The organism is Cobetia amphilecti (assembly GCF_020217465.1).
Lineage (GTDB): Bacteria > Pseudomonadota > Gammaproteobacteria > Pseudomonadales > Halomonadaceae > Cobetia > Cobetia amphilecti.
In genome coordinates this window covers 3,838,107-3,862,757 of record NZ_CP084115.1, presented here as the reverse complement: position 1 = coordinate 3,862,757, position 24,651 = coordinate 3,838,107, and the positions used below count along the sequence as shown (strand labels likewise).

Below are 24,651 nucleotides of genomic sequence, written 5' to 3'. Positions count from 1 at the left end.
GCGGGCTTGAGTCCCCCCGATTGCGCGAGTATGCTTGGCGCCCCGCTGTCAGGGGAGCAGTCTTTCTAGGCCGCCCGCAAGGGCAAACTGACAGTGTTGGCAAGGAGAATAGCGTCGCGGGCTCAGGATCGGGCCAGGACACGGCGTCACCCCTCTTATTCTGTATCAAGGTTACTCGTCATGCCGCAGGCCCCAACCCTGATGACTGGACTGAAATACCGCCTGGCGGAGCGTCTGTTCCACGCCTCCTGGCTGTCCGGCTCTCAGCAGAAGCATCGTCTGACCATGCGTCTGTTCAATCACTGCGCCAATGCCGGTCACACCGGTGCGTTGTCATTGTACGGGCACATGCTGTTCCAGCGCGGCAACTCCGCTCAGGAAAAGGCCAAGGGCGCGCGTTTCGTCATCAAGGCCGCGCAGGCCGGTGACGTGCATGCCCAGTATCAGGCGGCGCGTATCTATGAGTATGGCTGTGCCCAGTATCAGAGCGATCCGGCCAAGGCCGTGACCTGGTACGCACGTGCCGCCGAGTGCCGCCATGCTCTCGCGGCCCAGCGCCTGGCGCGTGCCTATCGTGAAGGCTCCCTCGGTCTGGCGGTCTGTCCGCACAAGGCCGAGCAGTGGGAAGCCCACGCCCGCACGGGTGGTGAGGCAGACCTGCACTGAGCTGATGTACTGACCGGATGTACCAGCTGCGGTACTGCCCTCGCTGCCACTGACAACGCCCTCTTCGTGAGGGCGTTGTCGTCTCTGGCCCTCCCGCGCGCGTCTCTTGAACGTGATGCCAGCGTGATGGAGCAGATCGACCTGATGCCTGCGTTGACAGCGTCGCGCTCAGGACTCGCCAAGCAGGGGGCAATTCCCGTAACCTGAGGACATTCAACCTCTTCTCGCCCGGGCCCTGTCTGCCTGAGATACCTTGGGAGATTCGTGTGACGCTGCCTATTCTGCTCGATATTGAAGCCTCCGGCTTTGGCCGTGGTAGCTATCCGATCGAGATCGGGCTGGCGCGTGCCGACGGCAGCAGTTGCGCCTTTCTGATACAGCCTCTTGATGAGTGGGTGCATTGGGACCCGAAGGCGGAGCTGTTGCATGGCATCTCACGGGCGCGGCTGGCACGCGAAGGGCGACCAGTGCGTGAGGTGGCGCAGTGGGTCAATGATGAGCTGGGTGAGGCGGGAATCGCCTATAGCGACAGCTGGGGCTACGACAATACCTGGCTCTCGCTGCTGTTCTATCATGCCGGCATGCTGCCGCGCTTTCGTCTCGAGGCGCTCAGACGGCTGCTCGATGAGGAGCAGCTGAATTGCTGGGCGGAGCTCAAGGAAGCGGTGATCGCCGAGGGCGGCATCCAGCGCCATCGCGCCGGAGACGACGCCCGTCTGCTGCAACTCACCTGGCAGAAAGCCCAGTCGATCGGGCGTAGCGAGTAAGCCTCTGCCAGGTGCCTCGGGGCCTACGCCTGGCGGCATGAGCGACACTGCTGTCAGGCCGGGTGTTGTCAGGTCAGATGTTGTCAGGCGGAGCAGCGAGCACGAGATAGCGCCAATAAAGCCCAAAAAGCGGCAGCCCACTGGGCTGCCGCTTTTTCATGCTGCTGATGTCATCAGCGCCATGACGAGGCTCAGGCGCCCGTCACCGCCAGCAACACCTTGCCGGTGCTGGCGTTGTCCTGCACATAGGCATGCGCGGCATCGGCTTCCTGGATCGGCCAGCTCTTGTCGATATGCGGGCGCAGCTCACCCCGTGCCAGGCGTGGCCACACATGCACGTAGAGCGCATCCAGCACCATGCCCTTGCCATCGGGGGAGCGCGAACGCAGGGTCGAGCCGATCAGGCGCTGACGCTTCATCAGCATGCGACCCAGATCCAGCTCATCCATGCGCCCGCCCATCAGGCCGATCAATACCATGCGGCCATCCTGCTTCAGCACCTGCTGATTGTCGGCCAGATAGCCGCCGCCCACCGGGTCGAGAATCATGTCGGCGCCGCCCCAGTCGTTCACGGCCTCCACGAAGCTGCCATCGTGGCGGTTCCAGCCGGCATCCGCGCCGAGGCGCAGGCAGGTCTCCAGCTTTTCCTGGCTGCCGACGGTCACGAAGCACGGATGCCCGAACAGCCCGCACAGCTGGATGGCGGTGGTACCGATGCCGCTGGCACCGGCGTGAAGCAGTACGCGCTCCTTGTGCTTGAGATTGCCCTCGATGAACAGGTTCAGCCAGGCGGTGGCGAACATCTCCGGCAGCGCGGCGGCGTCTCGCAAGCTATAGCCCTCCGGTACCGGCAACACCTGCAGGGCGTTGACGACCACCTCCTCGGCATAGCCGCCACCGGACAGCAGCGCACAGACCGGATCACCGACCTTGAAGCGCTCGACGTGTCGGCCAACTTCACGAATGGTGCCACTGACCTCAAGTCCCAGGATCTGACTGGCGCCTTCGGGTGGCGGATATTGGCCGGCACGCTGCATCAGGTCGGCGCGGTTGACGCCGGCCCAGGCCACTTCGATACGCACCTCATCCGAGGCGATCCCTTGCGGGGCCTCGGTTTCCTGCCAGACCAGTGATTCATTCTCGACGGCTATCGCAAACATTCGCTCTCTCCTTGGCGTGGCAGTCGCGCTGCCTGTTCGTACGCGGATGATCTCCGTGCCGGGGCGCATCGGCCGCGGGTCACGTGGGCGACTGTCATCTCACTGTACGGGGACTGTGACGCATCTGTCATGAAGTGGCGCGAACCTGACGTGATATCAAGCCCCATGATCCAGACATCGCGTTCCGCACTCCGTGCGGCCAAGGAGAGAGCATGATCGATACTGCCCGCGTCATCGCTGCCAAGTATCCTGCCTTTGCCAAACGTCACCCGCTGATCCGGCGGCCAGCTCTGGCCATGCTGCGGCGCCTGGTGCATGAGGGCGAGATCAATGCCTTCCTCGGCGAGAACTCGGACCAGCGCGGCTTCGACTTCATTGACCGCGTGCTCGATCACTTCTCCTTCGGATACTCGGTGTCCTCGCGGGAGCGCGAGAACATTCCGGCCTACGGGCGTGTCGTCATCGTCGCCAACCATCCGCTGGGGTCACTGGATGGCCTCGCACTGCTCAAGCTGGTCGGCGAAGTGCGCCGCGACGTCAAGATCGTCGCCAACGACATCCTGATGAAGGTCGAGCCGCTGGCACCCTTGCTGCTGCCGCTGGACAACCTCAGTCGTCGTGGCTATCGCAAGAGCAGTGGTCAGATCTGCGATGCGCTGATGAATGAAGAGGCCGTGATCATCTTCCCGGCCGGCGAGGTCTCGCGTGCAGGCCCGACCGGGCCACGTGACGGCAAGTGGCTGTCGGGTTTCCTGCATTTCGCGCGCAAGACCAACGCGCCGGTGCTGCCTATCCACGTCAGCGGGCGCAACTCGACGCTCTTCTATGCGCTGTCGTCGATCAACCGCAGCTTCGGCACGCCCCTGCTGGCGCATGAGATGTTTCGCCAGCGCGAGCGGCAGCTCAAGCTGCGCATCGGCGAGCTGATTCCGCTGGAGCGCCTCGACAGCGATGCCCTCAATACCAACGCCAAGACGCGCCTGCTGCGCAAGCACCTGTATCGCATCGGGCGCGGCAAGCGCGGTCTGTTCGTGACCGAGAAGGCCATCGGCCATCCGGAGGAGCGCCAGGCGCTGCGTGAGGAACTGACGCCCTGTGAACTGCTGGGCGAGACCCGCGACGGCAAGAAGATCTATCTGTTCGATGCCTTCCCCGGCTCCAGCGTGATGCGCGAGATCGGGCGACTGCGCGAGATCAGTTTCCGGCGGGTCGGCGAGGGCACCGGCGAGCGGCGCGATATCGATCGCTATGACGCCCACTACCGGCATCTGGTGCTGTGGGATGACGCCGATCTCGAGATCGCCGGTGCCTATCGCATCGGTGAGGTGCGCAAGATCATGGCGGCACATGGCGAGAAGGGGCTCTACAGCCCGACCCTGTTCCGCTTCACGCCGGAGATGTTCGAGCGCATGCAGGACGGTCTGGAGCTGGGGCGCAGCTTCGTGCAGCCGCGCTACTGGGGGCGGCGCAGTCTCGATTACCTGTGGCAGGGGCTGGGCGCCTATCTGCGCTGTCATCCCGAGATTCGCTGGCTGTTCGGCCCGGTCACGCTCTCCAACAGCTATCCGGAGGCCGCCAGGGTACTGATCGTCAGCTACTACCGTCACTACTACGGGGATGATGAGGGGCTGGCGCGCGCACGGGCACCGGTCGCCCAGAGCGTGCCGGGCAGCGCCGCCCATGAAGCGGAGCGCCTGTTCGATGGTCAGGACGCCGATGGCGATTTCCGCCGCCTGCGTGCCCAGCTGGATGCGATGGGCGTGACGGTGCCGACGCTCTACAAGCAGTACGCCGAGGTCACCGAGCCCGGCGGCACCCGCTTCCTCGATTTCAGTGTCGACGCCGATTTCGGTTACTGCATCGACGGCCTGGTGATGGTCGATGTCGAGCAGGTCACCGCCAGCAAGCGGGCGCGCTATATCGGCAAACCCGTTCAGCAGCAGGCCGCCTCGGACGACGCCGTTGAGGCTGTTGGCGAGACGGCGCTGAACTGAGGTGGCGCGCTGCTGAAAGAGCGCGCTGAGCTGAGACGGCCGCTCGCAGAGTCACTCCCCATGGCGCCGGCGTCATGCGCTTGATGGGGAGTGACGCGACAGCCTGGCAGGTCTCAGGTCTTACGTCTCGGGCGCCAGACGCTTCAGCAGGGGGGCGATCTCGCGCTCGCTGATCAGACGCGCGCGAGTGTCCGCATCGAGGAAGCCCGCCTCGACGGTGCGGTCCAGAAACTCGAGCAGGGGCGCGAAGAAGCCGTCACTGTCGAGGACGGCGATCGGCTTGGCGTGAAAGCGCAGATACTGCCAGGTCCAGGTCTCGAACAATTCCTCCAGGGTGCCAATCCCGCCGGGCAGGGTCACGAAGGCATCCGCCAGTGCGGCCATCTGCGCCTTGCGCTCATGCATGTCCGCTACCTCGATCAAGCGTGTCAGACCGGTATGCGCCTTCTCGTTGCGTACCAGTGCCTGGGGGATCACGCCGATCACCTCACCGCCCGCTGCCAGCGCGGCATCTGCCAACGCTCCCATCAGCCCGGCGCGCGCGCCTCCGTAGACCAGTCCCCAGCCGCGCTCGGCGATGGCCGTGCCCAGGGCTTCGGCCAGTTGGCGGTGCTGTGGGGAGACGCCCTCGCGGGAGCCCAGATAGACACAGATGCGATGCATGTTGCTCTCCTGAATGTTTCTCGGCGGCGCTCACTGCTGGCTGCCGTGCCTTGATGTCATGTCCTTCCTATCCTACGCGAGTTGTGCGGCGACGCTATGACGCCGGTGAGGAACTCGGCATTGCCCCGTGGCCAACGCGGGCACGTGCTGACTTTCGGCGTTGTCGCCTGCATTCGCGGGCCTGCTCTGCTACCCTTGCCGCCCCCGCAGGCGACGGCTGGCGGGCGCTGGCGCCCCGTGAGCTTGCACCGGGATGCACCCCAACTCATCGCGACGCCGCCTTCGGCGAGCGTGGACTCATCGCGACGTCGTCTTCGACGGACGCGGAACAACAAGGCAGGAGAGGCAGATGGCGCAGGTGCGCGGACGCTTTGCCAGTCGGCTGGGCTTCTTGATGGCCGCCGCTGGTTCGGCAGTAGGACTTGGCAACGTGTGGGGCTTCCCGTCCCAGACGGCCAACAACGGAGGCGGGGCCTTCGTGGTGATGTATCTGGTGCTGGCCTTCCTGCTGGCATGGCCGGCCTTGATGGCTGAGCTTGTCATCGGCCGCCATGGTCAGGCCAACATCGTCACCAGCATGAGTCTCGGTCGAGGCATCACCAAGCGTTTCGGCGCGCTGGCGGGCTGGGCGGGCATGCTGACCGCCAGCCTGATCCTGGCCTTCTATGCCATCGTCGCGGGCTGGCTGCTGGGCTATACCGCCGCACCGGTCAGCGAGGCGCTGGGCATGAGCTCCGCCGCCAGCTGGCTGACCACCTTCGACTTCACGCGCAATGTCTCGCTGACGGCGGTCTTCCTCGCCTTGACGATGGCGATCGTGGTCGGTGGTGTGCGCGGCGGGATCGAGAAGTGGTCCACGCGTCTGATGCCGCTGTTGCTGATGCTGCTGGTCGGTCTGATCGGCTATGTGCTGACCCTGCCGGGCGCCGATGAAGGCCTGAGTGTCTACCTGACGCCACAGTGGGACCGCATCTTCGATGCCGACCTGATGCTGAGCGCGATGGGCCAGGCGTTCTTCTCGCTGTCTCTCGGCGTGGGCGCGATGCTGATCTACGGCTCCTATCTGGGGCCGGAGCAGAACCTGCCGCGTCTGGGCGTACTGGTGACGCTGATCGATGTCGGCATCGCCTTCCTCGCCGGCCTGCTGGTGATTCCGGCCATGTACGCCGCGCGTCATCTGGGCGTCGAGATCTTCGATGCCGATGGCCTGCTCAAGAGCTCGGACACCCTGCTGTTCGACACGCTGCCGGCGCTGTTCGGCCAGATGGGCGGCGCAGGTGACATCCTGATGGTGGCGTTCTTCGCGCTGATGAGCGTGGCGGGCATCACCTCTTCCATCTCGATGCTGGAAGTGCCGGTGTCCTTCGTGGTCGAGCGTGGCTGGCTGGGTCGGCGTGCCGCCACCCTGGCCGTCGGTGCCGCCATCATGGCCATCAGCCTGACCATCGCCGCCAACTTCGGGGCACTGTTCGGCCTGGTGATCATGTTGACCACCCAGTACAGCCAGCCGCTGGTCGCGCTGGTGATGTGCCTGCTGGTGGGCTGGGCGATGTCGCGCCATGCGTTGCTCAAGGAGATCCAGAGCGGGGCGCCGGACATCGAGTCCAGCCTGTTCTGGAAGATCTGGCCGTGGTACGTGCGCCTGATCTGCCCGCTGTGCATCGCGCTGGTCTTCGCGCACTCGCTGTAGACTTGACGCTCGTCCCAACGCAAGAAGCCCGCCAATTGGCGGGCTTCTTCGTCTTCTGCCTTCAAGCCGACGGCATCGGCTCGATCGTTGTCAGGGCTCAGGGCTCAGGGCAGCTCGGACAGCACGTCGTAATGGGCATCGACCCAGTGACCGATGGCGTTGCCCTCGGCGTAGGCGAGATGCTGGGCGTACTGGGTGTGCAGGCAGCGCACCTGATTCCAGTCACGGATACCGCCGACGCCACGTTCACGCATCAGGTCGGCGAAGCCCTGGGACTCGATGGCGCTGCGCTCGGCCTCGCTCATGAAGCTCCAGCGTTCGGCGACGTAGGCCTCATGACTGGCACGGTAGCGCGCCAGCAGTTCCTCGTCGGTCTTGAGGCGTTCTTCCAGTCCCTTGATGACGCCTTCGGCCTCGATGCGTGACAGCGAGATCTTGAGGCGTTCATCGCACAGCCAGTAGAGGGTCGGGAAGGGCTTGCCGTCCACCAGCGAATGCATGCGCAGCACCAGCGGAGTGCCCTCGCCATCGGTGGCGGCCACGGCCTGGATGCCGCGCGGCTTGCGCCCGAGCTGGCGCTCGATGATCTCGAGCTCCCGCGCGTCGGGACTATGATTGGTCAGGATCACCATGCTTGCGGTCAGGCTCCAGCACACACTTGTTGGACCGGGATACGGCCCGGAAGAAAGCCTGGTTGAGCTGCTGGGGGCTCGGCACATAGCCATGCCACTCACGCTCGCAGTAGTCACTGCCGCGCGCCATCAGCTCCGGGGCCAGACGATTGAACCAGCCATCATAATCGTAGGGGTCAAGGCCCGGCAAGCTGATGTGCGGGTAGTCGGCGAAGCGCTCACTGAACCAGTGCTCCAGCGCCGCCTCGACCTGCGCATGCAGCTCGGTCATGTCCGGGTAGATCCACTTGCTGTAGCGAATGCCCATCGGGCCTCCTCGCTGACGCGGTGCTGTGGCGGGTGCTTGTCGTGGAGAGCCGTCATGGAGAGTCCATCATGCAGGGACTGCCATGAAGTGCCTGTGCTGGAATGCCTGGCCCGTGGCCCTCAGTCGTCACGGGCCAGCGGGGCGAACTGACCATTGCCCAGCTCACACAGTAACGCGGGGGCGAGCGCTATCTCCAGTCCGCGGCGGCCGCCGCTGATGAAGATTTCCGCCTGTGTCGCGGCGCTGTCATCGACCCACAGTGGCAGGCGCTTCTTCTGACCCAGCGGACTGATGCCGCCGACCACATAGCCGGTGGCACGCTCGGCGGCCTCATGCGCGGCCAGCGCCGCCTTGCGTGCCCCGCAGGCGCGTGCCAGTGCCTTGAGGTCGAGCGTACCGCTGACCGGCACCACGGCAACCACCAGCGGCTGACGTGCATTGCCGCCTTCCAGCTGGCAGACGAGGGTCTTGAAGACCTGGGCGGGATCAAGCCCCAACGTGCGGGCGGCCTCTTCCCCGTAGGCGGGGGCGCGCGGGTCGTGGGCATACTCGAGTGTGCGGTGCGGCTTGCCCTTGAGCAGCTTGAGCGCGGGTGTCATGCCGGCACGCTCCCCTCGGAGGTGGCGCTGTGCGTCCCGAGTGCCCGGGCGGCCTCGCGCAGGGCGGGGACATCCAGTTCGGCGCTGTCGGTGTGTTCGTGTACATGGCTGACCAGGGTCGCGCGCAGCTCGCCCTCGATGGGCAGCGACTGCTTGGCATGATGATCGAACTGCACCAGCACGCAGTGGCCACGCGCGCCACAGACGCCGCTTTGCCACGCTTCCTGGGTCACGGTGAAGGAGCTGCCGCCGAGACGCGACAGCCAGGTGCGAATCTCCACCGGCTGGCCGTATTGCAGCTCGGCGAGGAAGTCGACCTCGATGCGCGCCATGATCAGCGGCCACTTGCGCAGGTCGAGGTCCGGCACGAAGACGCGGAACAGGTCATTGCGCGCCCACTCGAACCAGGCCGGCAGGCGCGTGTTGTTGACGTGCCCGAGGGCATCGGTGTCGTAGAAGGCCGGTTCCAGCGTCTTGAAGTACATGTCATCGCTCCTGGGCATCCATGCGGCATTTCAGCCTATCAGGAAGCTCAGGCGCTGGCTGTACGTCGTGAGGCTAGTCGACGTTGCAACGGCGTGAACACGCCCAGCCACGCCGTCGCCACGATGAAACCGAGCAGGGTGCCCAGGCCGACCCCCATGCCGGGGTAACTGAGCGAGACCACCAGCGCATAGCACAATAGCGAGCCAAGGCCGGCCGGGTAGTGCTTGATGACGGTCGCGACGGCCACTGGCCCCTGGGTGAGATGCAGAATCACCAGCAGCGGGTACATGGTGACCGGGAAGGCCGCCACCAGGCCTGCCCACGAGGGCGGCAGCAGATGGGCCAGCGCGGTGATGCCGAACACGATGCCGGCGGCCAGTCCGGCGCGCGCCAGCAGCGAGACCCAGGAGAAGGGCGACTTGCGCGCCGTGCTCTCCGGTACGCCGCGATAGAGGCGCATGCACAGCACGATGGCGATCAGCGTCACGATCACGCCGCTGACGCGCGTGAACTCGAACTGCGCCAGCACCAGACTGGCGAGCAGCCAACCCAGCAGGCCGCCCAGGGTGCCGTTGATGACGCCGCGCAGTCCCTGTGCGCGCCCGCATAGCCAGTAGCCGACCCCCAGCGCCAGCGTCGAGGAGAAGCCGGCCAGAGTGTAGACGGCGCTCTGGCCGGCGAACTCGGGAGAGATCTCAACGCCGATGAAGCCCAGCGTGATGGCCGTGCCCAGCGGGTAGCCGGACAGTAGCCCGGCCATGCGCGTCGAGAGGCGCTCCGCGATCAATGACAGCCCGATCACCACCGCCACCGAGATCAGCAGCTTGAGCAGTTGCAGGCCCAGCTCACCCTGAAGCGCTGCGCTCATTGGGCGGCGTCCCAGAACTGACGACGCACCAGCGAGACCTTGCCCACTGCCTTGCCGGAGGCCTGATGACGATGAGCCTCGGCGACCTCGCTGAAGTCGAACTGGCGCTCATCGAGGCGCACCTTGAATTCGCCTTCCTCGACCAGCTCCACCAGCTTGCCCAGCGCCTGGCGCTGCTGCTCATGCCCGATGCCCGCGGTCAGCGGCAGCAGGATCGACAGCACTTCCAGACTGCGGCTGCCGGCGTGCAGCGGCGAGAGATCCACCGTGGTGCGCGCATTGATGGTCACGATGCGTCCGCCCAGCTTGCTGGCGGCGAAGCTGGCGGCCAGGTTTTTGCCACCGACGCAATCGAAGACCAGATCGAAGCCCTCGCCACCCGTCAGCCGGGCCACGTAATCGGCCACGGCTTCCTCGCGGTAGCGAATGACGTGGTCCGCGCCGCAGTCGCGTGCCGCCCGGGCCTTGTCATCGCTGGACACCGTGGTGGCGACTTCCGCGCCGATGCAACGGGCGATCTGCAATGCCACATGGCCGACGCCACCGGCGCCGCCGTGGATCAGCACGCGTTGTCCTGCTTCCAGCCGGCCACGCTCCACCAGTGCCTGCCAGGCGGTAATGAACACTGCCGGCAACGCGGCGGCTTCCATGAAGCTCAGGCGGCGCGGCTTGCGGGTGATCAGGCGCTCATCGGCGAGCATGTAATCCGCCAGCGCGCCCGGATGAGCGGCGACACCGCCGGCGAAGCCGAGCACCTCGTCGCCGGGCGAGAAGGCCAGCACGTCATCACCGACGGCATCGATCACACCGGCCACGTCGCCGTGCAGCACGCAGGGCGCTGGCGGCAGGAGAGGCACCTGGCCGCTGGCCAGCTTGAGATCCAGTGGATTGACGCTGGAGGCAGCGACGCGAATGCGCACCTGGCCGGGGCCGGGAGTGGGCAGCGGGCATTCGGTCGCCACGAAGTCGGCATCCGGGCCGGGATTGCGCAGCACCATGGCATGCATGGAAGCGAGCATGAGACGTCCTCGTTGATACGGGTTCCGGCCAGTGTGGCCAGTGAGCGCCACACCCTACCCATTGCGCTGCGTTGCGGCAATCCGACTTGGGTGGTTTCAGCCGTCCAATGCACGGAATTGCATGATCGACAACGAAAAAGCCCCTGCCGATGGGCAGGGGCTTGGGTCATGCGGCGGCTGACGGCTGTGTCAGGCCCGCCTGGGCGTGATGGGGATCACGCGTTCTGGCGCTTGGCCTCCTTGTCGACCGGTGCGATCTCGCCGGACTTCAGCTTGGCCATGTACTGGGCCAGCTCACGCTTCACTACCGGCATCAGGTAGTAGAGGCCGATGATGTTGGCGATGGACATGGCGAAGATCATGGCGTCGGAGAAGTCGATGACCGGGCCGAGGCTCATGGAGGAACCGATGACCACGAAGGCGAGGAAGATCAGCTTGTAGACGATCTCGGAGCCCTTGCTCTCACCGAACAGGTAGGTCCAGGCCTTCAAGCCGTAGTAGGACCAGGACAGCATGGTGGAGAAGGCGAACATCAGCACCGCCAGGGCCAGCACATACGGGAACCACGGGAAGGCGGTCTCGAAGGCGTAGGAGGTCAGCTGGACGCCGCCGAGGCCTTCGACCTGGTAGGCGCCGGTGATGACGATGACCAGCGCGGTCATGGTGCAGATGACGACGGTATCGATGAACGGTTCGAGCAGGGCGACGATCCCTTCGGTCGCCGGCTGGGAAGTCTTGACGGCAGAGTGGGCGATGGCCGCGGAGCCGATACCGGCTTCATTGGAGAAGGCAGCACGCTTGAAGCCCTGGATCAGCACGCCGACGATACCGCCGCCGACCGCGACCGGTGCGAAGGCACCTTCGATGATGGCGCCGAAGGCGGCCGGAATCGCACTGAAGTTGAAGCCGAGGATGATGAGTGCCGCGATCACGTAGATGACAGCCATCATCGGCACCAGCTTCTCGGTGACACGTGCGATGGACTTGATGCCGCCGATGATGACCATGCCGACGATGGCGGCCATCACGAGACCGAACAGCCAGCCGTAGCCGACCAGGAAGCTGGCATCACCGCCGGTGACGTTGACGGCCTGCTGATAGGACTGGTTGGCCTGGAACATGTTGCCGCCGCCGATGGAGCCACCGATGGCGCAGATGGCGAAGAAGATCGCCAGAATCTTGCCCAGACCCGCCTTGCCGTTTTCCGCGAAGCCCTTGGACAGGTAGTACATCGGGCCGCCGGAGATGGAACCATCCGCGTTGACGTTGCGGTACTTCACGCCAAGCGTACATTCACAGAACTTGGAGGCCATGCCGAGCAGGCCGGCCAGAATCATCCAGAAGGTCGCGCCCGGGCCGCCCAGCGAGACGGCGACCGCGACGCCGGCAATGTTGCCAAGGCCGACCGTGCCGGACAGCGCCGTGGCCAGTGCCTGGAAGTGGGATACCTCGCCTTCATCCTTCGGGTCGGTGTAGTCGCCCTTGACCAGACGGATGGCATGGCCGAACAGGCGGAACTGCACGAAGCCGAAATAGAGCGTGAAGATGACGGCCGCGATGATCAGCCAGCCGACGATCAGCGGGAACTGGGTGCCGGCCACCGGCACGGAATAGAAGATAGTCGAGACGATCGGATTGACGATCGGTCCGACGATGTCACTGATGGCCTGGTCCATGCCTTCGGCACGGGCAGAGCTTGCGGCCATGAGGGCTGCCATCGCGGCAGCCCAGGGGGCCAGGGAGCGGAATCGACTCATGAGAGGTAACCTCGAAAAGCGAATTGTCGTTATTGTCTGGTGCGAATCTCTGCAGGCGGCGGGTGCGGGAGGCGCCTGTCTCAGGGAACGATGGTGACGGGCACCGAGGCCTCTTGAATCAGATGGGCGGTCACGCTGCCGAAGATGCGTGAGCGCACGCTTTCCCCCTTGCGGCCGACGATGATCTGCTCGGCATTCACTTCACGCGCCAGCAGGCTGAGGATCTCGGCGGCATCGCCGTGGCGGACACGGCCCTCGACCTGATAGCCCTCCTTTTCCAGCTCGCTGATGGCAGGCGCCAGCACACGCTCGCGGGCCAGCTTGATCTCGTTCTCACGGCGGCTGGCACGCTGGGCGTTCTCCTCCGGCGTGTTGAAGCTGTAGGGCGACCATTCGACCACGTAGCAGAGAATGATCCTGGTTTCCGCGCCCACCAGAGAGGCGACGCGCTTGGCATAGGCAATGGCACTGTCGCCGCCCGGGGTTCCATCCAGTCCGACAATCAGGGAGGTGGTCATGGAGCTTCTCCTGAAGCTTGCTGGTCGTCGTGTCGCGCCAGCGGATTCTTGTTGAATTACCGTTTCGTTGCGGTTGAAAGAACTTTACTCCTCGCTCACACAAGAAATCCCTTCGGGTGTATCGCTTCACAAAACGATGATTAAACGAAATGGCGTCAGTTGCGCGTTGACGAGTCTCAGGTTTCCGCTACGCCATTAGCCGGTGGTGACGATATTCGCTGAGAAAACTGCTACCCATGGCTGTCAGCAATGCCGAGAGCGGGACGAGCTGCCCTTTAGGGCACCAGCAGGGTCACCATCAGAATCGCTGTCAGTAGCAGGGAGGAGCGGGAGTGAAGAGGATGTGACCCGGGAGTGACGCAGGGGCAAGGAGTAAGAGCCGCAAGGAGAAGGATCGGCAAGGAGAGTGCGGGCAGAGATAGATCAGAGCGGACAGGAACGGACAAGAGAGGGTAAGCAGGGGAGGGAAAGCCGAGGAGAGGAAGAAGGGCGCACGGATGAGAGCGCCGGTGAGAGCACGGGGAGAGCAGAGTAGAGAAAAACGCAGCGCTGCTCACCAACAGCGCTGCGAGTGTTCAAAATCGACGCGGCTAGATCAGCCGCTGGTGCGTCAGGTCTTGCCAGGCGGCTTCGATGGGCCAGGCCAGTGGCTGACGCAGGTGTTCCGGCAGCGCCATCAGGGCGGCCGTGGGACTGTCGTGTTCGCGCATGCGCAACCAGCAATAGGCCCAGGCGCAGGCGTCATCAGGGCCCTGCGGCACCGGGCGTGCCGGCATCTGCATCAACAGGAACAGCGCTGCCTTGGGGGCCCACAGCGGCGCACCGCCCTCGGCGGCCCACTGCTCCAGCGTCTCGCCATCGGGATTGCTGGCGGGCTGGCCAAGACTTGCGACGCGCGCGGTATCGGCCAGCAGCACGGCGAGGCGCTCGCTGTCGCCACGGCCATGGGTCAGCCAGGCACGCAACAGACCGGGCAGCCCGCGCTGGGCCTGTGGGTAAAAGGTGTCTTCAGACATGCACAAAGCCTTATGCTGTAGTTGGTCCACAGGTATTCTTCTCGCCGCCCGAGGGCGACGTGAGTCGAGCGCACTGCTCGCGTTGCCTGCCAAATTTGCCCGCCACAGGGAGACTCCATCTTGCCATTCGATTTCATCACCCCGCTCGATCGACGCCAGTATCCTTCCCAGAAGTGGGATCGCTACGCCTCGGACGTCATGCCCCTCTGGATCGCCGACATGGACTTCAGCGCCCCGCCCGCCGTGACGCGAGCGCTGGCCGAGCGAGTGGCGCACCCGGTCTACGGCTATGCCAAGCCGTCGGAGGGCCTCGATGACAGCCTGTGTGACTGGAGTCGCGAGCATTATGGCTGGGAGGTGCCGCGTGACTCCATCGTCTGGCTGCCGGGCGTGGTGCCGGCCTTGCATCTGGCCAGTCTGGCATTGACCTCTCCCGGCGCGGGCGTGGTCACGACGACCCCGATCTACCCGCCCTTCCTCAAGGTGGCCCAGAAGACCGGGCGACTGGCGCAGATGGCACCGCTGGCAGAGCCCGAGACACAAGGCGGCCCCTGGCGTCTGGATCTGGAGGCGCTGGAAGCGGCCATCACCCCCGAGACCGAGCTGCTGCTATGGTGCCACCCGCACAATCCTACCGGCCGCGTCTGGCGCGAGGAAGAGCTCGAGGCGCTGGCGGAGCTGGTCGAGCGTCACGATCTGCTGGTGGTCTCCGATGAGCTGCATGCGGATCTGGTGGTGGACCCGACGGCCCGCCATATTCCGCTGGCCAGCCTGAACGAGCGACTGGCGGCGCGCTGCGTGACCCTGTGGGCGCCCTCCAAGACCTTCAACACTGCCGGGCTTACGTTCGCCTGTGCGGTGATCACCGATCCCAAGCTGCGTGCACGCTTCACCGGCGCCGCCAATGGCTTGATGCCCGATACCAATGTGCTGGGCATGGCCGCGACCGAAGCGGCGTGGCGCGAGGGCGAGCCGTGGCGTCAGGAGTTGCTGGGCGTGTTGCGTGACAACCTCGATCTGCTGGAAAGCCATGTGGCACGTTGGGACGGTGTCAGCATGTCGCGCCCGCAGGCCACCTATCTGGCCTGGCTCGATATGCGCAAGGCAGGGCTCGGGGAGTCTCCGCAGCAGACCCTGCTCGAGGAATGCGATGTCGCGCTGTCGGATGGCGCAGACTTCGGCTGGCCGGGCTTCGTGCGCTTGAACTACGGCACCACGCGCGTGCAGCTGGAGAAGGCGCTGCAGCAGATGGATGAGCGCCTGCAGAAAGGCTGAGGTTGGCGAAGGGATCGCGGGGGCGAGCGAAGCGACCGAGAAGGGGGGGGGCGACAGTACCGGAGTTGATCTGGGTCAGTCTGCGGCGTTTCGTTGGCAGCTATCGCTCATCGCAAACTTGAATTGAGAATCATTATCGTCAACTCTGAAGTCAGGCCGCTCATCGGGAGGGGCTTGTCATCAGGAGATGCGACGATGAGACATGAGGTGGCAGAGACGCCGCGACAGGGGCGGCCAGCAAGCAGGGATGCAGGCGTGACGGCCTGTCGTGAATGGTGTTGTCAGGGCGGGAGCCTGCGCCTGGCGCGTTCGTCGCCGCCATCTTCCCGCTGCCGTGCTCCCGCGGCGTCATCTGCCACCCCGTCTGCGCCAGACGCCGTGAAGTCTGCGGGCCAGGAACTAGAGGTGGACTTTCCGCCCAGCGTGCGCGAATCGCGTGCTCGCCCCTCGCTTCTCAAGGGCTGGAGCCGTCGTTAGCCCTTGAGTCGGCGCGACGGCAGGCCCTCAATGACAAGGCCCCGCTTCCTTTACCGGAGGCGGGGCCTTGTCGTCTGCGTGGCGTGATCAACTCATTGATATGGTCAGCAGCAAGATCAGCGCATCAGTACGATCAGCACGCCAGTACGATCAGTACATCAGAGCGAACAGTTGGCGACGGAAGCGCACGGTCAACTCATGGGTCGCACCGAGGGCGTCGAAGACACGCAGCAGCGTCTTGCGTGCCAGATCATCGCCGTACTGGCGGTCGGTCTTCACCAGGCTGATCAGGGCATCCAGCGCCAGCTCGTAGTGGCCATCCGCCAGATCACGCATGGCGCGCTGGTAGCGGGCTTCGCTGTCGTCCCGCTCGATCATCGCCTGCACCTCTTCGGGAGACGGTGCCTCGGCGATGAAGTCGATGCGCGCACGTACGCCACGCGCCTGGGCGCCGTCACGGTCTTCCGGCTTGAGGGAGTCCAGCAGCTGACGGGCCTCTTCACCATTGCCTTCTGCGACCAGCACCGAGGCGAGGTGGATGCGGTATTCCGGTGTCTCGGGGGATTCCTGCGCCAGCTGCTGATACAGCGCCTTGGCGGTGACGAGGTCGCCGCTTTCCAGTGCAGTGGCCGCCTGCTCCGCGAGGCTGGGACCTGCTCCTGCCGCCGGCTGGACCTTGTGCTGCTCGAGGAACTGGCGAATCTCGGCTTCCGGACGTGCGCCGGTGAAGTTGCCTGCCAGACCGCCCTGGATGACCAGCTTGACGTCCGGCACCGAGCGCACGCCCAGCTGAGCGGCGATGTCCTGCTGTTCCTCGGCGTTCAGCTTGGCCAGGATGAAGCCGCCCGCATATTCACGTGCCAGCTTCTCGAGGATCGGCGTCAGGACGAGGCAGTGCTCGCTCTGCGGCGACCAGCAATCCAGCAGTACCGGCACTTGCTGTGAGGCTTCCAGCACCTGCTGAAGATTGCTCATGTCCACATCGATGATGTAGGTGTTGGCGTCTTCTGCCTGGCGCGGTGCACTCGCGGCACCGCCGCCGACCACCCCTTGTGGCTGGGCGGCGGTGGTGTCATTGCCGGTCAGTGGCTGGCCGGTATTGGGATCGATGATCATGGTGCATGCCCCGAAATTCTGTCTGCGATTCAAGGCTCGCGCGCGAGCCGGTTGGGCTGATGATGCGGCCCGTCGCAGTGGAGTTCAAGGCGCTGCCGGACACTTCCTCGCGCGAGCGTCCCGGGCGCGTCGGTTCACGGCAGCAGGGTGTCGCCGGCCATGCTGGCGATGCAAGCGGCTTCGCTCTCGCTGAGCGGCATCACGGACAGGCGTGCGCGGCGCACCAAGTGGCTGTCCGCCAGCTCGGGCCGGGCCTTCAGGCGCGCGATGGGCAGGGTGGTGCGCAGCGGGCGAAGGTAGCTCAGACGCGGGGCGACCCAGCGCGGAGGCTTGTCGGCATCGATATCTGCCACCTGACGTGGGTCGAAGCCCTTGTGCTCGGGATCACTGGCCGTCGGGTCGGGCAGGGCGAGTTCGCTGACGACGGCCAGTCCGACCACCGCAGGCACCTTGCAGCTGGAGTGCTGGATGAGCACGACATCACCGAGCTGCATCTCGCGCAGGAAGTTGCGCGCCTGATAGTTGCGCACGCCATCCCAGAGCGCCGGTGATTCGCGGCGCAGGTCATCCAGCGAGAAGGCATCGGGTTCGGTCTTGACCAGCCAGTGGCGCATGCAGGCACTCCCTTGGGACTGACATGATGAGTATGGATAGGGGTAGCCAGGCTCGTGAACCGGCTTCCTCGCCATCATCGCACAGGAATTTCACGCATACGAAAAAGGCCTGATGCATGGCATCAGGCCTTTCGAATTCTTGGTAGCGGGGACCGGATTTGAACCGATGACCTTCGGGTTATGAGCCCGACGAGCTACCAGACTGCTCCACCCCGCAACACTGGGTACTGCCTTTGCTCCAACTCTGACGCATCAGAGGTTGGTAGCGGGAACCGGATTTGAACCGATGACCTTCGGGTTATGAGCCCGACGAGCTACCAGACTGCTCCATCCCGCAACATCACGTTGGTGTCTGACCGGCAATTGCCTGATAGGCAACGACTTGTCAGTGGTAGCGGGGACCGGATTTGAACCGATGACCTTCGGGTTATGAGCCCGACGAGCTACCAGACTGCTCCACCCCGCATCAACGTGGGGCGTAGTATAAGGATATACAGTGCTGCGTCAACCGTTATCCCGTAATTGACGCAAACTTCTCGTGTCCGGTGAGTCGTCACCAACCCGTCTGCGTACCTCGAGCGATTATCGGCATCTTGTGTGAGAGATCTGCTACATACATTCCCGCTGCATCCTGTCCATACTGAGGGTGACGCGCCTCGCGCAGGCGGATGGCAGGCGTCACAGAGTGCACGATTGTCATCAGGCTGTTAGAGACGCGGGTCATTGTTGTCGTTGCAGGCATTCTCGTTTTCTCAGGGCGGGGGTGTCCGCAGATTCGCCAAGCTGTGCCCAAGCCAAGGACACAGGACGTTCCAGGATTAGGGAGACACAATAAGATGACACAAACAGCACCCGTCGCATGGGTTACCGGTGGTACCGGTGGCATTGGTTCCGCTATCTGCCGCGAGCTGGCGAACCAGGGGTATCAGGTAATTGCGGGTTACAGGAACAAGGAAAAGGCAGAGGGGTGGCTGTCGGAACAGCGCGCTGCCGGGTTCGAGAACATCGCACTGTCCGGCATCGAGCTGGACAACTTCGAAGCCTGTCAGGCAGGCGTCAACGAAATCCGCGAGCGCTTCGGTCCGATCGCGGTTCTGGTCAACTGCGCCGGCATCACGCGTGATACCTCCATGCGCAAGATGAGCTATGAGCAGTGGCGCGAAGTCATCAACTGCAACCTCGACAGCGTCTTCAACACCTGCCGTGCCGTCATCAATGACATGCTGGAGCACAAGTACGGCCGCATCGTGAACATCTCCTCCATCAATGGCCGCAAGGGCCAGTTCGGGCAGGTCAACTACTCGGCCGCCAAGGCGGGCATGCATGGTCTGACCATGGCGCTGGCGCAGGAAACCGCGACCAAGGGCATTACCGTCAACACCCTGTCACCGGGCTACATCGCCACCGACATGATCATGAAGATCCCCGAAGAGATCCGTGAATCGATCCGCGAGACCATCCCGGTCAAGCGTTATGGTCAGCCGGACGAGATCGCACGTGCGGTCGCCTTCCTGGCCGACGAGAAATCCGGCTTCATCACCGGTGCCAACCTGGATATCAATGGCGGCCAGTTCATGGGCTGATGCTCTGCGCTAGCGCGAGCCAGAGCAGGGTTGGCACCCGGCCCCCTCTGGCAAGAGAATGAAAAAGCCCCCGTCTCTCTCGAGGCGGGGGCTTTTCGTTGCCATGACTTCAATCTTGCGAGCGCGTCGTCACCAGCTCAAGAGCACTGGCTCAGTGATTGAACAGCGCATCGAAGCGCGGCAGTTCGGTCTGCCAGGCGTCCCAGTCCAGCGGACCGTTGGCGAGCAGCGCATCCAGCACCTCATCCAGCTCTTCTTCACGTTCCATGCGCTCGCCCAGCTGCTGGTTGATGCGCGCGACCTGCACGGTCAGGCGGCGTGATTCATCTTCGCTGCCCAGCGGGGCCTCGAACAGAATGGCCAAGTGGACACGCAGCTCGGCCAGGCGCTCATTGGCGGCGCTGCAGTTGCTCGGCAGGGCCTGGCGCATCTGGTTGCGCGCCGCATTGGCCTGACGGCTGTTGTCGTCGAAGGCCGAGGTGTTCGGCAGCTCGACATCCTGCACGTCGCCGTTGCGCGCGCTGGCATCCGCCACGGCGTGCTGTTCGAGCAGATCACGCCATTGCTGCCATTCCTCGCGCAGCTGCAGGGCGTGCAGTTCATCCAGACGCTGCTCACGACGCTTGAGAATGCCGGTCCAGCGACGACGCATGCCGTCGCCCCGCTTGCCGCGCGGCAGCGGGCCAAGGGTGTCGGCTTCCTTCAGGGCGTCATCGAGCAGGGCGGCGTCTTCCAGTGTCTCCGGCTCCCAGCTGTCGAGGCGTTCGATCAGCGCCTGCCACTGATCCAGACGTGCCTGCTCGCGGCTGTCGCGGTCTTCGCGGTCCTGATCGCGCGCGGCGAAGATACGGTCGCACGCCGCGCGGAAGGCGGCCCACAGGCGTTGCTCTTCGCCCTTGGGTGCGCGGCCCATCTCGCGCCAGCGACTCTGCAGTGCCTTGGCCTGTTCGGCGCGGGCACGTGCCGGTGAGTCCTCATTGGCCAGCGCCTCGACGGCATCGACCAGTGCCTGCTTGGCGGCGGCGATCTGGCCCGCGCGGCTGTCGATCAGCCCCTGCAGTGCCGTCAGTGCTTCACCGAAGCGGTGCGATAGCTGGCGACCGGGGCCTGCGGGCACCGGCGTGTGGCGACGCCATTCCTCACGGGCGCGATCGCGGATCTGGCGCAGGGAGTCGGGGTCGGCATCGTCCATGGCGTGGCCGTTGAGCGATTCGAGCTGCTCGCAGAGCGCTTCGCGCATGGCCAGATTGTATTCACGCAGCTGCTTGCGCGATTCGCGGTAATCCCGCAGGCGCAGCTTGATGGCGTCAGAGGCGGTGCGGAAGGCCTGGCTGGCATCGCGGCTGGCGGCTGCATCGCCCAGCTCGCGCCATTGCTGAATCAGCTGCTGGTGCTGGCGGTCGCGTTGCTCATCGCTGATGTCATCGCGCTCGCTCAGGGTGGTGATGGCCTCGAGCAGCTGCTCGCGCTTGGGTGCCGCGACGAAGTTCTGCCAGTCACGGAGTTCCGCGACACGCGCGCCCAGCTGGCGCAGGCGTGTCTGGCGGGCATTGTCGAGCTGGCCTTCGGTGCGATCGCGCAGTGAGCGATGCAGACGGCTGGCCGGCTTGAGCTTGCCGGCATCGAGATCCGCTTCCAGGCGTGCCAGTTCGGCATCCAGTGCGTCCAGATCCAGGCTCGCCTTGCCGTCGGCCGCGCGGGAGGCGTCAGCTGACTCGGCGTCTTGTGCAGGGCTGCCATCGAGCGCGTCCTGCTCCTGCGCTGCCTCTGTCGGCTCTTCTGGCTGCGCCGCGCTGATCGCCTGACGCACCGCGCTCAGGCTGGCGGTCTGCGGCAGACCCGTAGGCCAGGCCACTTCGCTTTCCAGACGACGCAGCTGGTCGATGTCATTGTCGACCAGCGCGGCATCCAGCTCGCCCTGGCACAGCTGATGGCGATGCCAAGCATCGAGGGCATCCTGAAGCTGCTGTTGCAGGCGCTGCTGACGTTCGAGCAGTTCGGCCGGGGCAGAGAACTGGTCGGTCAACTCGCTCCAGCGTTCTCCCTGCAGACGGCGTTGGGCCTGCAGGCTGGCGAAGTCGTGGTCATTGACGCAGTCGCGGCTGTAGAGGTCTTCCCGCGCCTGATCCACGGCGCTGAGAATCTCTTCCAGGTGCGTGTTGAGGTTGGCGCTCAGGCGCTCATGGGCGCGAATGGCTTCCTCGCGGGCCTCATGGTCGCTGATGACCTTGTGCGCCTGCTGGCGCGCCTCTTCGAAGCGCTGTTGAATCTCGTAGTCCGCGGCCGGCAGACGCTCCCACTCGCGCAGCAGCGAGCGGTAACGCGAGGGCACGCTGTCTTCCCACGCCTGACGCGGCAGCTTCTCCATCTGGCGCAGCAGGTTGTCGCGGCTGGCGGCCAGTGCGTCGGCCTGCTGGGCATCGGCGCGGCGCTGGGCGAGGGTGTCGCGCGCCTGACGCTGCACGTAACGGTCTCGCTTGGCATCGCGCACCAGACGCTCGAGGCCGGCCTGGCTGGTGATGCGGGCGGCAGCGGCATGGCGCACGGCGGCGATGGTGTTGTGGCAGGCCTGATGGATCAGCGCCTCTTCATCTTCCAGACGGCTCAGTGCCGTCAGACGCAGTTGCTGGTTGTCGCCGCGGGACGCCACGGCGGACAGCAGTTCGCTATCGTCCAGGCGCTCGACCAGCTGTTCACGGCTCAACAGTGAGGGCGCATCCTGGCCGCCGCTCAACAGTTCGATCAGGCGCTCGCGTACCAGGCCATCGGCGCGGTCGAGCAGTGGCAGCAGACGCTCGGGAGATTGCATGCGCGTCAGGGCGGCATGGCGCACTTCCAGGGCGTCATCTTCGAGAATCAGGGTCTCCAGGATCTTGCGCTGGTCTGGAATCTCCGGATCAAGCTGGTCAGTGGCAGCGGAGCGAATGGCAGGGTTGGCGTGTTGCCAGCGAGGAGTGAACAGGCGGCCAGTGAGGCGGGAGAGCAGTCCGGTCATGAGAGAGCGGTTATCCAGGCAAAAAATAGAGGGGCGCAACAATTGGCCGCACACTCGGCGGGTGCAATCGGGTGGGCACGACGGAGTGGGCGGAGTGACGGCGCATGAATTTCGTCACCCCGCTATCTTACCAGTCACAGCCCCCCGTTGTGTGGTATCGCATGTCGATCGATGTGCCTTATTGCACGCGCGCGGCGGCGTGCAGGGCGACCGGCGGCGGGTGACAGGTCGGCAAGGGAGCCACGTCGTAGGCTCGCGACACCTGACAGTGCCTGCTGCTGGCCGTATCATCAGTTGCAGCACTGTGTTCGCTCACATAGTTTTGTACGTTACCGCTATGCCATTCAGTGTCTGTCATTCATGCTCGGCGCCTATCAAGCAGTCGCTGTGCCGTGTGCGACGGCGAGCTATGTTATTCAGGTGGCCTTTCCAATCGAGGGTCGCCTTGAGGATGCCGTGAACAGCACGTGCATCATCAAGAGTGTCGGAGGGCTTCGACACTCCTTACGCAACCGGAGTCAGGTCATGAGTCTCAGTACGGACAGGGCCCCTCAGGCCTTCACCTTCAAGGGCGGCATGCTGCCGATGACGGTCATGGAGCTGGTCAGCGGTGATCCGGAGCAGATCCGTGCTCAGCTGGCCAGCAAGCTCAGCCAGTCGCCGGCCTTCTTTCAACATACGCCGGTGGTGCTGAGCGTCGAGAAGCTCGACGAGCCGCATCTGGCGCTGGAGCGCATCTGTGCCGTCTGCCGTGGCCACAAGCTGCTGCCGGTCGCGGTGCGTGGCGGTGGAGACCCGGTGCGTCAGTCCGCCTGGGCGTTGGGGCTGGGGTGGTTCCCGCCGCAGGAGAATCGCGGGCGCTCCCTCGAGTCCGTGCCGCCGGTGGCCGCTGAGCCGGTCGCCGAACCTGCCGAGACAGTCGCGGACAGCGCGGCCGAGAAAGCGGAGCCAGCCCACGCCAGCAAGGTGTATCGCGGCACGGTGCGCTCGGGCCAGCAGGTCAGCGCACCGGAGGGCGACCTGGTCATCATCGGCGCGGTGAATGCCGGCGCCGAGATCCTGGCCGCCGGCAGCGTGCATATCTATGGCGCTCTGCGTGGCCGCGCGCTGGCGGGTATCCATGGCGATCGCAACGCCAGCATCTACTGCAAGGAACTGCACGCCGAGCTGCTCTCGGTGGCCGGAACCTACAAGCGGCTCGATGACATCGACAATCGCCTGCTGGGTGCCAATGTCGAAGTCGTGCTTGAACACGACCAACTCTGTATCGCACGACTCGGCTGACCCCAGCACTGTGTTCTGAACGATATCCAATATTTACAGGTGATCCTCGCTCGGCGAGGGACTCTCAGCAAGGAAGATACCTTTGGCCAAGATTATCGTAGTGACGTCAGGCAAGGGCGGAGTCGGCAAGACGACCAGCGCCGCCGCCATTGCCACCGGACTGGCTTTGCGCGGCAACAAGACCGTAGTGATCGATTTCGATGTGGGCCTGCGTAACCTGGACCTGATCATGGGCTGCGAACGCCGTGTGGTCTATGACCTGGTCAACGTCATCCAGGGCGAAGCCAATCTCAAGCAGGCCCTGATCCGCGACAAGCGCATCGACAACCTGCACATCCTTCCGGCCTCCCAGACCCGTGACAAGGACGCGCTGACGCTGGAAGGCGTCGAGAAGGTGCTCGACGCGCTGCGCGAGGAGTTCGATTACGTCATCTGTGACTCGCCGGCCGGTATCGAGCGTGGTGCCCAGTTGGCGATGTACTTCGCTGACGAGGCCGTGGTGGTGACCAACCCGGAAGTCAGCTCGGTACGTGACTCCGACCGCATCATCGGCCTGCTGTCTTCCAAGACGCGTCGCGCCGAGAATGGCGACACCCCGGTGCGTGAACACCTGCTGATCACCCGTTACCATCCGGCGCGCGTCACCGGCGGTGACATGCTCAACTTGACCGATATCCAGGAAATCCTGTCGATCCCGCTGATCGGCCTGATTCCGGAATCCGACGCCGTGCTGCGCGCGTCCAACCAGGGTGTGCCGGTCACGCATGACCAGAAGAGCGATGCCGGCCAGGCGTACGTGGATTGCGTGTCCCGCCTGTTGGGCGAGGAAGTGCAGCTGCGTTTCCATGAAGTCGAGAAGCGCGGTCTGCTGGCCAGAATGTTTGGAGGGGGGCGCAAGTGAAATTACTGGATTTTCTGAAGCGAGAGCGCAAGAAGACCGCCAATGTCGCCAAGGAGCGGCTGCAGATCATCGTCGCGCACCAGCGTAGCCAGCGTGACCAGCCGGATTACATGCCGATGCTGGAGCGTGAGCTGCTCGAGGTGATTCGCAAGTATGTGCAGGTCGACCAGGATGCCATCAACATCTCGCTGGACCGCGAAGACGACTGCTCGGTGCTGGAACTCAACGTCACTCTGCCGCGCCCCGGCGAGGCCTGAGTTCGCG

22 protein-coding genes, 3 tRNA genes and 1 pseudogene are annotated in these 24,651 nt (G+C 64.6%); 9 read left to right on the top strand and 17 right to left on the bottom strand.

The genetic code is table 11. The features are described from left to right. Positions 1-180: 180 nt before the first annotated feature. Both LCW13_RS16095 and LCW13_RS16090 read left to right on the top strand, forming a co-directional pair. Positions 181-666, top strand: coding sequence for a tetratricopeptide repeat protein (locus tag LCW13_RS16095; protein ID WP_043336560.1), 486 nt, complete (start codon positions 181-183; stop codon positions 664-666). Between the two features lie 266 nt (positions 667-932). Then, entirely contained in the window at positions 933-1,433 is a 501-nt protein-coding gene (locus tag LCW13_RS16090; protein WP_043336558.1) for a 3'-5' exonuclease, read from the top strand. 191 nt (positions 1,434-1,624) lie between these two features. On the opposite strand, the gene LCW13_RS16085 is transcribed toward LCW13_RS16090, so the two are convergent. Further along, entirely contained in the window at positions 1,625-2,593 is a 969-nt protein-coding gene (locus LCW13_RS16085; RefSeq protein ID WP_225347376.1) for an NAD(P)H-quinone oxidoreductase, read from the bottom strand. Between the two features lie 212 nt (positions 2,594-2,805). Between LCW13_RS16085 and LCW13_RS16080 the strand changes: the two genes are divergently transcribed. Then, a complete protein-coding gene (locus LCW13_RS16080; protein ID WP_225347375.1) occupies positions 2,806-4,587 on the top strand; it encodes a GNAT family N-acyltransferase in 1,782 nt (593 codons plus the stop codon). Between the two features lie 120 nt (positions 4,588-4,707). Here LCW13_RS16080 and LCW13_RS16075 read toward each other — a convergent pair whose 3' ends face one another. Next, complete coding sequence (locus LCW13_RS16075; RefSeq protein WP_043336551.1) at positions 4,708-5,250, bottom strand: LOG family protein; 543 nt, start codon at positions 5,248-5,250, stop codon at positions 4,708-4,710. A gap of 349 nt (positions 5,251-5,599) precedes the next feature. Here LCW13_RS16075 and LCW13_RS16070 point away from each other — a divergent pair, with 349 nt between their 5' ends. After that, positions 5,600-6,940 (top strand): sodium-dependent transporter, encoded by a 1,341-nt coding sequence (locus tag LCW13_RS16070; protein WP_043336549.1) that lies wholly within the window; start codon positions 5,600-5,602, stop codon positions 6,938-6,940. 104 nt (positions 6,941-7,044) lie between these two features. On the opposite strand, the gene LCW13_RS16065 is transcribed toward LCW13_RS16070, so the two are convergent. The 9 genes and pseudogenes from LCW13_RS16065 to LCW13_RS16025 all read right to left on the bottom strand — a co-directional run bounded on the left by LCW13_RS16065 (position 7,045) and on the right by LCW13_RS16025 (position 14,142). Then, complete coding sequence (locus tag LCW13_RS16065) at positions 7,045-7,572, bottom strand: DUF501 domain-containing protein (RefSeq protein ID WP_043336547.1); 528 nt, start codon at positions 7,570-7,572, stop codon at positions 7,045-7,047. Beyond that, positions 7,550-7,879, bottom strand: a complete 330-nt coding sequence (locus LCW13_RS16060) for a hypothetical protein (protein WP_043336543.1) — start codon at positions 7,877-7,879, stop codon at positions 7,550-7,552. Before LCW13_RS16060 ends, LCW13_RS16065 begins: the two co-directional genes overlap by 23 nt. Before the next feature lie 119 nt (positions 7,880-7,998). Continuing rightward, the gene (locus tag LCW13_RS16055) at positions 7,999-8,478 is read right to left on the bottom strand and encodes an aminoacyl-tRNA deacylase (RefSeq protein ID WP_054557284.1); all 480 of its coding nucleotides are present in this window, start codon (positions 8,476-8,478) and stop codon (positions 7,999-8,001) included. A gap of 95 nt (positions 8,479-8,573) precedes the next feature. Then, a pseudogene (locus LCW13_RS16050) lies at positions 8,574-8,963 on the bottom strand (acyl-CoA thioesterase); the annotation flags it as partial. Positions 8,964-9,010: 47 nt separating this feature from the next. Beyond that, positions 9,011-9,832: a hypothetical protein gene (locus LCW13_RS16045; RefSeq protein ID WP_043336537.1), complete on the bottom strand. Its 822-nt coding sequence runs from the start codon at positions 9,830-9,832 to the stop codon at positions 9,011-9,013. Continuing rightward, entirely contained in the window at positions 9,829-10,851 is a 1,023-nt protein-coding gene (locus LCW13_RS16040) for a zinc-binding dehydrogenase (protein ID WP_225347374.1), read from the bottom strand. The genes LCW13_RS16045 and LCW13_RS16040 overlap by 4 nt, the downstream gene beginning before the upstream one ends. Positions 10,852-11,066: 215 nt before the next feature. After that, positions 11,067-12,608, bottom strand: a complete 1,542-nt coding sequence (locus tag LCW13_RS16035) for an alanine/glycine:cation symporter family protein (protein WP_054557282.1) — start codon at positions 12,606-12,608, stop codon at positions 11,067-11,069. Between the two features lie 80 nt (positions 12,609-12,688). Continuing rightward, complete coding sequence (locus LCW13_RS16030; protein ID WP_043336528.1) at positions 12,689-13,126, bottom strand: universal stress protein; 438 nt, start codon at positions 13,124-13,126, stop codon at positions 12,689-12,691. Between the two features lie 590 nt (positions 13,127-13,716). After that, complete coding sequence (locus tag LCW13_RS16025) at positions 13,717-14,142, bottom strand: hypothetical protein (RefSeq protein ID WP_043336524.1); 426 nt, start codon at positions 14,140-14,142, stop codon at positions 13,717-13,719. Between the two features lie 120 nt (positions 14,143-14,262). On the opposite strand from LCW13_RS16025, the gene LCW13_RS16020 reads away from it, so the two are divergent. Then, the gene (locus LCW13_RS16020; protein ID WP_225347373.1) at positions 14,263-15,417 is read left to right on the top strand and encodes a MalY/PatB family protein; all 1,155 of its coding nucleotides are present in this window, start codon (positions 14,263-14,265) and stop codon (positions 15,415-15,417) included. Positions 15,418-16,044: 627 nt separating this feature from the next. On the opposite strand, the gene LCW13_RS16015 is transcribed toward LCW13_RS16020, so the two are convergent. From LCW13_RS16015 to LCW13_RS15995, 5 genes are all read right to left on the bottom strand, one after another. Beyond that, positions 16,045-17,010, bottom strand: a complete 966-nt coding sequence (locus LCW13_RS16015; RefSeq protein WP_043336518.1) for a tetratricopeptide repeat protein — start codon at positions 17,008-17,010, stop codon at positions 16,045-16,047. Positions 17,011-17,144: 134 nt separating this feature from the next. Next, positions 17,145-17,624 (bottom strand): EVE domain-containing protein, encoded by a 480-nt coding sequence (locus LCW13_RS16010; protein WP_216059990.1) that lies wholly within the window; start codon positions 17,622-17,624, stop codon positions 17,145-17,147. Positions 17,625-17,764: 140 nt separating this feature from the next. Next, positions 17,765-17,841: transfer RNA gene (locus LCW13_RS16005), tRNA-Met, on the bottom strand. A gap of 43 nt (positions 17,842-17,884) precedes the next feature. Continuing rightward, positions 17,885-17,961 (bottom strand) — tRNA-Met (locus LCW13_RS16000). A gap of 52 nt (positions 17,962-18,013) precedes the next feature. Next, positions 18,014-18,090 (bottom strand) — tRNA-Met (locus LCW13_RS15995). A 370-nt stretch (positions 18,091-18,460) separates the two neighbouring features. On the opposite strand from LCW13_RS15995, the gene phbB reads away from it, so the two are divergent. Then, the gene (gene phbB, locus LCW13_RS15990; protein WP_043336510.1) at positions 18,461-19,207 is read left to right on the top strand and encodes an acetoacetyl-CoA reductase; all 747 of its coding nucleotides are present in this window, start codon (positions 18,461-18,463) and stop codon (positions 19,205-19,207) included. A gap of 151 nt (positions 19,208-19,358) precedes the next feature. On the opposite strand, the gene LCW13_RS15985 is transcribed toward phbB, so the two are convergent. Beyond that, the gene (locus LCW13_RS15985; RefSeq protein ID WP_225347372.1) at positions 19,359-22,202 is read right to left on the bottom strand and encodes a DUF349 domain-containing protein; all 2,844 of its coding nucleotides are present in this window, start codon (positions 22,200-22,202) and stop codon (positions 19,359-19,361) included. Between the two features lie 525 nt (positions 22,203-22,727). Between LCW13_RS15985 and minC the strand changes: the two genes are divergently transcribed. The 3 genes from minC (at position 22,728) to minE (ending at position 24,644) form a co-directional block, all read left to right on the top strand. After that, a complete protein-coding gene (gene minC / locus LCW13_RS15980; RefSeq protein WP_107335876.1) occupies positions 22,728-23,486 on the top strand; it encodes a septum site-determining protein MinC in 759 nt (252 codons plus the stop codon). An 82-nt stretch (positions 23,487-23,568) separates the two neighbouring features. Continuing rightward, positions 23,569-24,387, top strand: coding sequence for a septum site-determining protein MinD (minD, locus tag LCW13_RS15975; protein WP_054557277.1), 819 nt, complete (start codon positions 23,569-23,571; stop codon positions 24,385-24,387). After that, positions 24,384-24,644, top strand: a complete 261-nt coding sequence (gene minE, locus LCW13_RS15970; protein ID WP_043336475.1) for a cell division topological specificity factor MinE — start codon at positions 24,384-24,386, stop codon at positions 24,642-24,644. Before minD ends, minE begins: the two co-directional genes overlap by 4 nt. The last annotated feature ends 7 nt before the right edge of the window (positions 24,645-24,651 follow it).

Coding starts and splice junctions, on each gene's coding strand:
- LCW13_RS16095 (WP_043336560.1), top strand. CDS start 181: ATGCCGCAGGCCCCAACCCTGATGACTGGACTGAAATACCGCCTGGCG.
- LCW13_RS16085 (WP_225347376.1), bottom strand. CDS start 2,593: ATGTTTGCGATAGCCGTCGAGAATGAATCACTGGTCTGGCAGGAAACC.
- LCW13_RS16080 (WP_225347375.1), top strand. CDS start 2,806: ATGATCGATACTGCCCGCGTCATCGCTGCCAAGTATCCTGCCTTTGCC.
- LCW13_RS16075 (WP_043336551.1), bottom strand. CDS start 5,250: ATGCATCGCATCTGTGTCTATCTGGGCTCCCGCGAGGGCGTCTCCCCA.
- LCW13_RS16070 (WP_043336549.1), top strand. CDS start 5,600: ATGGCGCAGGTGCGCGGACGCTTTGCCAGTCGGCTGGGCTTCTTGATG.
- LCW13_RS16065 (WP_043336547.1), bottom strand. CDS start 7,572: ATGGTGATCCTGACCAATCATAGTCCCGACGCGCGGGAGCTCGAGATC.
- LCW13_RS16060 (WP_043336543.1), bottom strand. CDS start 7,879: ATGGGCATTCGCTACAGCAAGTGGATCTACCCGGACATGACCGAGCTG.
- LCW13_RS16055 (WP_054557284.1), bottom strand. CDS start 8,478: ATGACACCCGCGCTCAAGCTGCTCAAGGGCAAGCCGCACCGCACACTC.
- LCW13_RS16045 (WP_043336537.1), bottom strand. CDS start 9,832: ATGAGCGCAGCGCTTCAGGGTGAGCTGGGCCTGCAACTGCTCAAGCTG.
- LCW13_RS16040 (WP_225347374.1), bottom strand. CDS start 10,851: ATGCTCGCTTCCATGCATGCCATGGTGCTGCGCAATCCCGGCCCGGAT.
- LCW13_RS16035 (WP_054557282.1), bottom strand. CDS start 12,608: ATGAGTCGATTCCGCTCCCTGGCCCCCTGGGCTGCCGCGATGGCAGCC.
- LCW13_RS16030 (WP_043336528.1), bottom strand. CDS start 13,126: ATGACCACCTCCCTGATTGTCGGACTGGATGGAACCCCGGGCGGCGAC.
- LCW13_RS16025 (WP_043336524.1), bottom strand. CDS start 14,142: ATGTCTGAAGACACCTTTTACCCACAGGCCCAGCGCGGGCTGCCCGGT.
- LCW13_RS16015 (WP_043336518.1), bottom strand. CDS start 17,010: ATGATCATCGATCCCAATACCGGCCAGCCACTGACCGGCAATGACACC.
- LCW13_RS16010 (WP_216059990.1), bottom strand. CDS start 17,624: ATGCGCCACTGGCTGGTCAAGACCGAACCCGATGCCTTCTCGCTGGAT.
- phbB (WP_043336510.1), top strand. CDS start 18,461: ATGACACAAACAGCACCCGTCGCATGGGTTACCGGTGGTACCGGTGGC.
- LCW13_RS15985 (WP_225347372.1), bottom strand. CDS start 22,202: ATGACCGGACTGCTCTCCCGCCTCACTGGCCGCCTGTTCACTCCTCGC.
- minC (WP_107335876.1), top strand. CDS start 22,728: ATGAGTCTCAGTACGGACAGGGCCCCTCAGGCCTTCACCTTCAAGGGC.